Annotated in this window: 8 protein-coding genes; 5 read left to right on the top strand and 3 right to left on the bottom strand. The window is 66.6% G+C overall.

What is annotated here, in order from left to right; translation table 11 throughout:
• Positions 1-266 precede the first annotated feature (266 nt).
• The 4 genes from EZE58_RS01200 to metE all read left to right on the top strand — a co-directional run bounded on the left by EZE58_RS01200 (position 267) and on the right by metE (position 5,654).
• Complete coding sequence (locus tag EZE58_RS01200) at positions 267-641, top strand: hypothetical protein (RefSeq protein ID WP_167559643.1); 375 nt, start codon at positions 267-269, stop codon at positions 639-641.
• Between the two features lie 297 nt (positions 642-938).
• The gene (locus tag EZE58_RS01195; protein ID WP_167559641.1) at positions 939-1,433 is read left to right on the top strand and encodes a hypothetical protein; all 495 of its coding nucleotides are present in this window, start codon (positions 939-941) and stop codon (positions 1,431-1,433) included.
• A 775-nt stretch (positions 1,434-2,208) separates the two neighbouring features.
• Positions 2,209-3,291: a methylenetetrahydrofolate reductase gene (locus tag EZE58_RS01190; RefSeq protein ID WP_205772010.1), complete on the top strand. Its 1,083-nt coding sequence runs from the start codon at positions 2,209-2,211 to the stop codon at positions 3,289-3,291.
• 38 nt (positions 3,292-3,329) lie between these two features.
• Complete coding sequence (gene metE / locus EZE58_RS01185) at positions 3,330-5,654, top strand: 5-methyltetrahydropteroyltriglutamate--homocysteine S-methyltransferase (RefSeq protein ID WP_009379065.1); 2,325 nt, start codon at positions 3,330-3,332, stop codon at positions 5,652-5,654.
• Here the strand turns inward: metE and EZE58_RS01180 are convergent.
• A complete protein-coding gene (locus EZE58_RS01180) occupies positions 5,636-6,244 on the bottom strand; it encodes a TetR/AcrR family transcriptional regulator (protein ID WP_009379063.1) in 609 nt (202 codons plus the stop codon). The two genes, metE and EZE58_RS01180, sit on opposite strands and share 19 nt — an antisense overlap.
• Positions 6,245-6,289: 45 nt before the next feature.
• Between EZE58_RS01180 and EZE58_RS01175 the strand changes: the two genes are divergently transcribed.
• Positions 6,290-7,084 carry an alpha/beta hydrolase gene (locus EZE58_RS01175; protein ID WP_205618377.1) on the top strand — a complete coding sequence of 265 codons (795 nt, stop codon included), beginning with the start codon at positions 6,290-6,292 and terminating at the stop codon, positions 7,082-7,084.
• A gap of 3 nt (positions 7,085-7,087) precedes the next feature.
• On the opposite strand, the gene EZE58_RS01170 is transcribed toward EZE58_RS01175, so the two are convergent.
• The gene (locus tag EZE58_RS01170) at positions 7,088-8,035 is read right to left on the bottom strand and encodes a RelA/SpoT domain-containing protein (protein WP_119296358.1); all 948 of its coding nucleotides are present in this window, start codon (positions 8,033-8,035) and stop codon (positions 7,088-7,090) included.
• Between the two features lie 24 nt (positions 8,036-8,059).
• Positions 8,060-9,472 carry an FAD-dependent oxidoreductase gene (locus EZE58_RS01165; RefSeq protein ID WP_040342010.1) on the bottom strand — a complete coding sequence of 471 codons (1,413 nt, stop codon included), beginning with the start codon at positions 9,470-9,472 and terminating at the stop codon, positions 8,060-8,062.
• Positions 9,473-9,484: the final 12 nt, after the last annotated feature.

Genomic DNA, 9,484 nt, shown 5'->3' with positions numbered 1-9,484 from the left:
CCTCACCCACTACATCGCCCGATCTCTACTCGAGGCCGGCGGATTCAGACCCCGACTACACCCTCAACTGCGATGAGCCGCATATGGTCGCTGTAATGTTCCGAAAGAAGATGAGGCCATTGCGGCCGGGGAATGGTCTGACTGGTCAACTCGGGTACCGCCCCCAGGGTGTTGTCATGCTGTCAGGTGTCTGTGGAGAGTCTCGTGTCAGTGCGGTCGACTACCGTTGGTATCTGTACCCGCGACAGGCTGACTCGGAGGATGCGATGCAAGAGATCGAACCGTATGCGATCGAGGCGATCACGATCGACCGCGACTTCAAAGACATTGACCGTTTCACCGCCGATCAGGAGTATTGCGTGCATGTGAAAACGTCGCGTGCGTTTTACAATGTTGAGCAGCGCCAGCTTTGGGCGGCCTTCAATGGGTTGGCGAAAGACGGGGATCTGATGAACGGCCTACGGTTCACGTCGAAGGGCCTGCAGTTCTGGTCAACGGGTGACATGCGCACTGTGGAATTCGTCAAGCGAGTCCACGCCGCGGCTGACGAGCTCGCTGAGGCCACTGCTAAGGCTTTCTCCAACGCGGAGAGGCGCTTGGGGCGGCTGGAGGGCGACCTGCAACAGTATGTGACTGAGTGACTTCCCGCGGTCGCTTGGCAGGGCGATCCGCAAAGGACAGGCCGAGGGATGATCGCGGGAAAGGGGACTCAGCCCAATAGAGGCAATAGGTACGTTTCTAGAAATGATGACGTCGACATCATTTCTAAGTCCAGCCCCTCCGACTTCGTGTCCGGCAAGACCGAGTTAAGCAGCCCTCACGGCACTGGCATCTACGCGATCACCGACAACGTGACTGACGAGGAGTTCAACGACGCTCTCGACCAGGCGCGGGGAGAGGACAATGTTACGAACGGTGGACGGCCTACAATGCGACTCATGACATCAGTCGATTACGAGTTCATTGATCCGCGTGCGCAGGTCGCAATTATGCCCGGAGGAGGTTCAGCCCATCTAACTCCCGACGGTTTCACTCCGTGGACCTGGGAGGGCAAACTACGTGACCACCCTGAAAGAATCGTTCGGCTGTACTTCCGCGGAATACTCGTCTGTCTAGCCCATATTGAGCGCGAGATCATCTACGGTGACAATCATCCGGCCGCTCCAAAGATTGGGCCTGCGCTCGTCTTAGTGCAGATTGAAACCCACGCTGGGCATCGGCGAGAAGGGCATGCTGCTCGCATGTTTCAAGAGCTCCAGGCCGCATATCCGGGTAAGCCGATTGTCGGGTTCTCTGAGAACGACGAAGCGTGGGACCAATTTCGATTGACGGAACTCTACCCGGGAATCGACGATAATCATCGGAAGATGCTCATCTACACCCCATCATTCCCCAGGCCGGAAGATTCTATAGATACGGACATGCTCAACTAATACCTCTCACTCGAGCCGAGATCGAGTTCTCGAACACAATAGTTGGCGACGGGGTACTTGCCGTCCAGCGGGCGCGCTACCTTCGTCAATGCGACCGGCCGTCAAGCTTGTTACCACGGTGTTGCCTTCGAGTCTGATGCGCCAGCTTCTGATTCGATTGAGCGCCTCGCGACAAACGCGGCCAGGTTAGGGCTGCCCGTGGAGGTGTAGGCGCATCCGGCGGCGACGGGGATACCGCATTTGGACGGCGGTCCTCTGTAGCTAACGGTCGAAGGTCCGCTCTTTTTAGTCGGGAATGCCACTGATGGCAATCGTCTACTCTCCGCACGCGCGTGGCGTTCAAGTTCTACAGAGTCAAACTTGAAGCAGCGGAAGCCTGCGCCTATGGACCCCCGACTCACAAGGTCGGGGGTCTCCTCAGTCCGCAAACAGTCCGCAAAAAGTCCGATATAGGGTGGTTTTCGGCAACCATCGTCAACTGCCTGTCGACATGAGATCCGCGCCAATTCAAGGAGCTCAACAGTTTCCGTCATCTGCCGACCACCGATCAGCTGTTCACCAACTACCGCTGAACCACCGACACCCCACAGCGCCCGGCTCGCCCTCGTCGAGCCGGGCGCTGCCGTATATCCGGCCCACATCGGTCGACGCGGCAGATGACGGAATCCGTCGTCCCGTGACCTTCCGCGACCGACTGCGACCGGTGTGTGTCGGACCGTGACACCGATCATCGGCTTCCCCACCGCCTCGGCGAGGGGCTTGGCACGATGACGGCATGTCAACGACACTCACCCACGCCGACCCCACACTCGATTCGACCTTCCGGGACGTCGCCCAGCGACCCCCGATCGGTCCCTCCCTCACCGGCAGGCCACGGCTGCGCACATCCGCCTCGGCGCCGGAGAACGCCCTCGAGACCGACCTCGACGCCGAGCGCCCGCGCCGGCTCGCGCTCTCCTTCGAAGTCATCCCACCCCGCTCACAGGCCCAGGCGGCGACCCTGCCCGCGCTGCTCGCCGAACTCGACACCCTCGCACCCGACTATCTCGCGGTGACGAGCTCGGCGAAGAGCGGCTGGCTGCACGGCACCGCCGACTTCATCCGCCTCGTCACCGCCACCACGCACCTGCGCCCGCTCGCCCATCTCGCCTGCACCGCGGGCACCCGCGCCGAGCTGACCACGTGGATCCACCACCTCCTCGGCGTCGGGGTGCGCGGATTCCTCGCGATCCGCGGGGACTTCCCCGACGGTGCGACCGCGGTGCCCGACGGCCATCTCCCCCACGCCGACGCCCTCGTCCACCTGCTGCGCGAGATCGAATCCGCGAACACCGCCCGGCTCGCTGCGGGACGGCTCGGGATCGGGGTCGCCGCGTACCCGTCCGGGCATCCCGAATCCTCCGGTTCCGACGAGGACCTCGACGTGCTCGCGGCCAAGCAGCGCCTCGGCGCAGATTTCGCCATCACCCAGCTCTTCTTCGACCCGCGCGCGTACGCGGACCTGCGGCGCCGGGCGGAACTCGCGGGGATCACGATCCCCCTCATCCCCGGCGTCCTCCCCGTCACCGATCCGCGACGACTGCACACGATGAGCCGCCTCTCCGGTCTGGCCGTGCCCGATGACCTGCTCCGCCGCTTCGACGGCGCGGCGGATCCCGCGACCACTCGCCGCATCGGCCTCGAGATGACCGCCGAGCACATCGCCGCGATCCTCGCCGGCGGCGCCGACGGACTCCACATCTACACGTTCAACGACCAGGCGACCACGCTCGACCTCCTCGAGATGCTCGACCGCCTGGGCATCCGCCTCGACTCGGCACCCGCCCCGGTGCCCGCGTCCGCCCCGCAACCGTCCTGACCGCCGCACAACCACGTCACCACCACCGAAGGAGAGACATGACCACCCCGTTCCCTGCCGCCACGATCACCGGCTACCCGCGCATCGGACGCCGCCGCGAACTCAAGACCGCACTCGAATCCCTCTGGGCCGGGCGCATCGACACCGGCGAGTTCGCACAGACGACCCGCTCCCTGCGGGTGCAGACCTACCACCGGCTGCGCGAACTCGGCCTCACCGAGGACTACGCGATCCCCGCGACCCACAGCCACTACGACCACGTCCTCGACACCGCGCTCACCGTCGGGCTCATCCCCTCGGCGACGACGGGCACGGACTTCGACCTCGGTGAGTACTTCGCCCTGGCCCGTGGCACGGCCGACCGCTCCCCGCTGGAGATGACGAAGTGGTTCGACACGAACTACCACTACCTCGTGCCCGAGCTCGAGGACGCGACGACGTTCAAGGCCCACCCCCAGCACCTGCTCACCCTCGTCTCCGAGGCGCGGACCGCCGGGCATCGCGTCCGGCCCGTCCTCGTCGGCCCTCTCACCCTCCTCACCCTGGCGAAGACGGCGCCCGGGACGGCGACCTCGCCGCTCGAGCGCCTCGACGAGCTCACCGCGGTCTACCTCGACGTCCTCAGCATCCTCTCCGCCGCCGGCGTCGAGTGGATCCAGCTCGACGAACCCGCCCTCGTCACCGACTCCGGGGAGTACTCCGATGAAGAGCTCGCCGAGGCGGCCGCCCGGACCTATGCGACGCTGACCTCGGCCCTCCCCCACTCCCGGCTCCTCGTCACCGCCCCGTACGGATCGCTGCGGGCGGGCCTGCCCGCGCTGGCGGACTCCGGGATCGGGGCGCTCGGCGTCGACCTCTCCCCGGCCGCCCGCACGCTCGATCCCGGGTACGTCGATCGCCTCGCCGAGGCGGTGCCGTCGTCCGTGCGCCTCGTCGCCGGCATCGTCGACGGCCGCAACGTGTGGGCGAACGACCTCACGGCGAGCCTGGAGACCCTGCGGTCGCTGCCGCAGCCCGAGGTGAGCGTGTCGACGTCGACGTCGCTGCTCCATGTCCCCCATACCGTCGCCGACGAACCCGCGCTTCCGGTCGATGTCGCGACCTGGCTCTCATTCGCCGAGGAGAAGGTCACCGAGGTCGAGGCGCTGGCCGCGGCGCTGTCCGAGGGAAGGCAGAGCCGTGAGAGTGCGTTCGCCCGCGCCGACCGGGCGCAGCGCACGAGGGCCGAATCGACGACGGTGCACAACCCTGCGGTGGCAGACCGCACCGCGGCGCTGCGCGACCATGATGGCAGGCGCGGCGCGTACGCCGACCGGCTCGCCGCGCAGGCGAGCCTCGACCTGCCGGTGCTGCCGACGACGACGATCGGGTCGTTCCCGCAGACGCGTGAGGTCCGGCGTGCCCGCGCCGACCATCGTGCCGGACGGATCGACGACGCCGGGTACGAGGCGATCATGCGCGCCGAGATCGACCGCGTCGTCGCCCTCCAGGAGGGCATCGGCCTCGATGTCGTCGTCCACGGCGAACCCGAGCGCAACGACATGGTCCAGTACTTCGCCGAGCACCTCGACGGCTTCGCGACGACGGAGAACGGCTGGGTCCAGTCGTACGGATCCCGGTGCGTCCGGCCGCCGATCCTCTACGGCGACGTCTCGCGTCCCACCCCGATCACCGTCGGCTGGTCGACGTATGCCGCCTCGCGCACCGAACTCCCGGTCAAGGGCATGCTCACCGGCCCGGTGACGATCCTCGCGTGGTCGTTCGCCCGGGAGGACATCAGCCTCGCCGAGTCCGCCGATCAGATCGCCCTGGCACTCGCCGACGAGGTCGCCGACCTCGAGGAGGCGGGCATCGGGATCATCCAGATCGACGAACCCGCGCTGCGCGAGCTCCTCCCGCTGCGCCGCGTCGACCGGCCCGCCTACCTCGACTGGTCCGTGCGGGCGTTCCGCCTCGTCGCGGCGAATGCGGCACTGGCGACGCAGATCCACACGCACCTGTGCTATTCGGAGTTCGGAGAGATCATCGAGGCGATCGACGCCCTCGACGCCGACGTCACGAGCATCGAGGCGGCACGGTCCCGGATGGAGGTGCTCGCCGACATCTCCGAGGCGGACTTCGACCGCGGCATCGGTCCGGGCGTCTATGACATCCACTCGCCGCGGGTGCCGAGCGTCGCGGAGCTCACCGAACTCGTCGACTCGGCCCTGCAGAGCGTCGATGCGAGCCGCCTGTGGATCAATCCCGACTGCGGACTCAAGACCCGTGGCTACGCCGAGGTCGAGGCGGCCCTGGCGAACCTCGTCACCGCCCGGGATGCGGCGCTGGCGAGGATCGGTGCGGCTCAGCCGACTGCCGTGTAGGTCTGTTTCAGGGCGTGGGTCGCGATTCCGGCAGCTGCCAGCAGCCGGTCGCGGCCCACTCCCTGGTTCGACTGGGCTGAGAGACCGTGCCAGACGGCTTGGACGGCGTCGGCCAGCGCTGTCGGGGAGGAGCCGGCGACGAGCTCTCCGGCAGCCAGCCCCCGGGCGAATCGCTCTTCGAGCAGACGCGCGCCCTCTTCCTGCATGGCGGCGATGTGTCCGGCAGCCTCGATGGTCTCGGCCGAATCCGTCATGATCGCACTGGTGACCATGCACCCCGGATGCTCCGCGGGGTCCTGGGTGAATTCGATGACCGACTCGCGCAGCAGCTCGTCGACGACCTCGCCGATGGAATCGGCAGCGACGGCGCTGCGGTAGATCTCGGCGTACCGGTCCGCGTAGACCTCCACCGCCTCGGCGAAGAGACCCGCCTTGCTGCCGAACGCCGAGTAGAGGCTCGAGCTTGAGATCCCGATCGCCGCGGTCAGGGCCCGCGTCGACGTTCCGCTGTAGCCGCGCCGCCAGAACAGGCGAGCAGCCTCGAGCAGTGCGTGCTCTCGATCGAATTCAGGTGGCCGTCCGCGGATCATCCTTGAATTCTAGAGCAGATGCTTCATAATCAATTTATGGAGCAGATGATTCAGAAAGAGATGCGGCTGCCTGACGGCGGACGCATCGTCGTCGACGTCTACGCCGATCGGCCCCACACACGGGCGTCGGCGAGGACGCTCGTCGTCCTCCCCGGGGTGATGAGCGATTCCCATGCGTGGCGGAGGTTCGCCGCGGCGCTGCGGTCGTGGCCGGTCGTCGCGGTGATCAATCGTCGCGGGCGACCGCCGTCGACGCCTCTGCCCTCGCCGCATTCGATCGCCGCTGAGGTGGCCGACCTCGACGCGGTCCTCGATGAGTTCGGGGCCCGGCGGGTCTTCGCGTGGAGCTTCGGCGGACTCGTCGCCCTCCACAGCGCGAACGAGCGCAGCCTCGACCACCTCATCGCCTACGAGCCCGTGATGGCACCGTTCGGTGCCCCGGCCCTGCCGTCACTCGAGCGCGCCCACGCTGCCGCCGACTGGGATGCATCCGTCGAGATCGTCAACCGCGACATCTCGGGATTCGACGATGAGCACATCGCCCGACTGCGCGCTGATCCTCGCGCATGGGAGAGACTCCGCACCCTTGCTCGCCCCCTCTCCCCCGAAGTCCTCGCAATCGGCACCGCCCCAGTGCCGGAGGAATTCGCCCAGCGGGCCGAGAGGATCGATCTCATCGTCGGCGGGGACAACCTCGGCGAGGCACCCTACGGGACGACGGTGAACGATGTGCTCGCCCGCACGCCGCGTTCTCGAGTCCATGCCCTGCCCAGTCAGGGGCACATGGCCCATCTCGAGAACCCGGACGGGCTCGCAGCCCTCGTCGACCGGCTCGCCTGAGCCTCAGCCGGCCTGGGATTCTCCCGTGTCCCCGGCGAGGGCGATGGGGATGTAGTAGAGGCCCTTGGAGTCCTCTTCGACGGTGGCGCGGAGGCGATCGTCGACGGCGACGAAGTCGCTGACCTTGATCGTGCCCTTCTCACCGCTGAGCTCCCGGACGGCGAACGCGGGGATGAGTCCCTGGCGGCCGGCGGCATCGACGGCGAGGGCGTACTTCGGTCCGGTCGCGCGGACGCGGACATCGATGGCCGCACGCTCGACGACTGCGGCGATGAGGTCCGGCTCCGGTTCGGGATTCGTCAGGGCCGAGAGTTCAACGGCCAGGGTGTCGGCCATCTCGTCGACGGTGGCGAGCATATTCGCCATCGCGCGGGCGAACTCGCCGTGGAGCTCACTGGGCTTCATCGCCGCGCCGGGCTTGTACATGTCCTCATGCGTGAGCTCGCCCCACGCGTCCTGGAGTCGGGTCTTCACCTGGATCTCGGCGAACACCGGCTCGCCGTGATCGCCGGGGATGCGCAGCGTGACATGGCAGGCCCGGTAGCCGCTGGGCTTGGGCCGGTCGACGTAGTTCTTCTCCTCGATGAGGACGAACGACCCCAGCTGTTCGGGGTCCCGCAGGGAGTCGAACATCATCTTCTGATCACGCGGGGATTTGCAGAGGACCTTGACGCCGACGATGTCCCTGATCTGGTCCTCGACGTCTTCCGCCGAGGTGACCGTGATGTCCGGTTCGGCGGCGACCTTCTCAGCGAGCTTGGCCAGGGTCCGTGCCGGATCCTTGATCCGGTGACCGTCGACGTCGAGGCGGGAGATGTCCTTGTCCTTGAGCAGGCCCCGCTGCTGCTCCTTGAGCCAGGCCTTGATCCGCGTCGCCGTCGCTTCCCACACGTCGTACCGCTGGGCGTAGGCGGCATCGACGTGTCGACGGAGGTCGGAATCGGCGTTCACGATGAGAGGTTCGGTGACAACGGTTCAGTGCCCGGAGACCGGCGCCGAGGCGGTCGCGGCGTGGTCGCGGGCGGCGGCGAGCATCCGCTCACGGGTGGCGATCTTCACCCGTTCACGGCCCTCGAGCGCTCCGGCGGCCCGTTCGGCGGCATCGAGGCGGTGGTAGCCCTGCCAGTCGACGAACTCGACGCCCTTGGACTCCAGCAGTTCGACGATCGAGTCCTCGGCGGGAGCGACCGGCTCGGCCAGCACACCGGCGGCGCGGTCGGCGAGGATGTGAGTGATCGTCTCGAGGGCATCGCCCTTCGTGTGACCGATCAGGCCGACCGGGCCCCGCTTGATCCACCCGGTGCTGTAGACGCCGGCAACGACATCGGACTCGGCCGCCTCGCTCTGATCCACGGCGTCGACGACGCGACCCTCATGGTTCGGGATCACCCCGCGGCGGGGATCGAAGGGCAGCTGCGGCAGTGCTGAGCCGGCATAGCCGACGGCGCGGTAGACCGCCTGTACCGGCCAGTCCACGAACTCGCCCGTACCCCGGACGTTGCCCGTCCCGTCGAGCTCCTGACGCTCGGTGCGCAGACCTTCGACCTTCCCATCGCCGAGGATCTCTGCGGGGGCATGGAGGAAGTGCAGATGCAGCCGACGCTTGGCTCCGGTGGGCTCGCGCATCGTGAAATCGGTCAGCGTCTTCGCCACCTGCTTGACCTGATTCGATGACTCGATCGCCTCCATCGACCCTTCATCGAACTCGAAGTCCTCCGGGTAGACGATGACATCGACGTCGGCGACATGGCCCAGCTCCCGCAGCTCGAGCGGGGTGAACTTCGCCTGCGCCGGCCCCCTGCGACCGAAGACATGGACGTCGGTGACCTTCGAGGACTTCAGACCCTCATACACATGATCCGGGATCTCCGTGACATGCATGTCATCGGCCTGCTTGGCAAGCACGCGAGCGACGTCGAGTGCGACGTTGCCGTTGCCGATGACCGCGACCTGCTCAGCCTCGAGCGGCCAGTCCTGGCTCACATCGGGGTGCGCGTCGTACCAGTTGACGAAGTCCGCGGCACCGTAGGAACCGGGGAGGTCGACGCCGGGGATGTCCAGCGAGGCATCGACGAAGCAGCCGGTGGAGAAGATCACGGCATCGTAGCGATCGGTGAGCTCGTCCAGGGTGATGTCGACTCCGTAGTCGACGTTGGAGAACATCCGGATGTCTCCCCGGTCGAGGACCTTGATCAGGGCGTTGATGATGCCCTTGATCCTGGGGTGATCCGGAGCCACCCCGTACCGGACCAGACCGAACGGGGTCGGGAGTCGCTCGAAGAGATCGATGCTGACCTCGAAATCACGCTCAGCCTTCGTCAACAGATCAGCCGCATAGATCCCAGCGGGACCGGCACCGACTATAGCCACACGGAAAGGACGGGTCATTCTCACACCTCT

This window comes from Brevibacterium sp. LS14 (assembly GCF_012027885.1).
Classification (GTDB): Bacteria; Actinomycetota; Actinomycetes; order Actinomycetales; family Brevibacteriaceae; genus Brevibacterium; species Brevibacterium casei.
The sequence above is the reverse complement of the archived record's forward strand: the minus strand, read 5'-3'. Positions and strand labels throughout refer to the sequence as shown.

Coding starts and splice junctions, on each gene's coding strand:
- EZE58_RS01200 (WP_167559643.1), top strand. CDS start 267: ATGCAAGAGATCGAACCGTATGCGATCGAGGCGATCACGATCGACCGC.
- EZE58_RS01195 (WP_167559641.1), top strand. CDS start 939: ATGACATCAGTCGATTACGAGTTCATTGATCCGCGTGCGCAGGTCGCA.
- EZE58_RS01190 (WP_205772010.1), top strand. CDS start 2,209: ATGTCAACGACACTCACCCACGCCGACCCCACACTCGATTCGACCTTC.
- metE (WP_009379065.1), top strand. CDS start 3,330: ATGACCACCCCGTTCCCTGCCGCCACGATCACCGGCTACCCGCGCATC.
- EZE58_RS01180 (WP_009379063.1), bottom strand. CDS start 6,244: ATGATCCGCGGACGGCCACCTGAATTCGATCGAGAGCACGCACTGCTC.
- EZE58_RS01175 (WP_205618377.1), top strand. CDS start 6,290: ATGATTCAGAAAGAGATGCGGCTGCCTGACGGCGGACGCATCGTCGTC.
- EZE58_RS01165 (WP_040342010.1), bottom strand. CDS start 9,472: ATGACCCGTCCTTTCCGTGTGGCTATAGTCGGTGCCGGTCCCGCTGGG.